The organism is Vibrio sp. 2132-1, from assembly GCF_033344315.1.
Genome location: NZ_JAWPON010000694.1, coordinates 1 through 559, shown reverse-complemented (window position 1 = coordinate 559; position 559 = coordinate 1). Strand labels below are relative to the sequence as shown.

1 protein-coding gene is annotated in these 559 nt (G+C 49.4%); it reads right to left on the bottom strand.

Annotated elements, in window-relative coordinates; genetic code table 11:
- Positions 1-559: glycoside hydrolase family 36 protein (locus R8N47_RS27435; protein WP_318186392.1), on the bottom strand; the 559-nt coding region annotated here is incomplete at both ends.

Below are 559 nucleotides of genomic sequence, written 5' to 3'. Positions count from 1 at the left end.
ACCCGTAATACCAGACTGACTACGTTTTCCTTTTAGTGTTCCCCAGTAGTTTGCATCGAGCTTAAACAGCTCTACGCCCCACTCTAGCCTCATCACTGACACCACGTGCGTTAGATGATCTTGCACTTCGGGGTTAGACGTATCGAGAATATACCAAGGCGTGCAACGCCAGCCGCCGTAGGTAACATCTTCGGCTTTGAGGAGCTGACCGTCAGGATGACGAACAAACCATTCAGGATGTTGCTTAAAGACCTCAGATTCTGGCTGCGCTATGAAAGGAGCCATCCAAATCGCAGGCTTTTTGCCTTTTGCGCGAATGTTTTGAATCAGCTCCTTCACACCGCCAGAGAATTTATCAGACGGCGTAAGCCAATCCCCCATGAACGCTTGATAGCCATCATCCAGAAGTACCCATTCTAGGTCTTCGAGCTTGTCTTGCATGCAATCGACATTTTCTAAAACATTTTGCTCGGTCACATCGGCATAGTACGCATACCAAGAACACCAGCCTATCGGTGCATCCTGCGTGACACCGTTGCGAATAGGATGATGCGCGGCA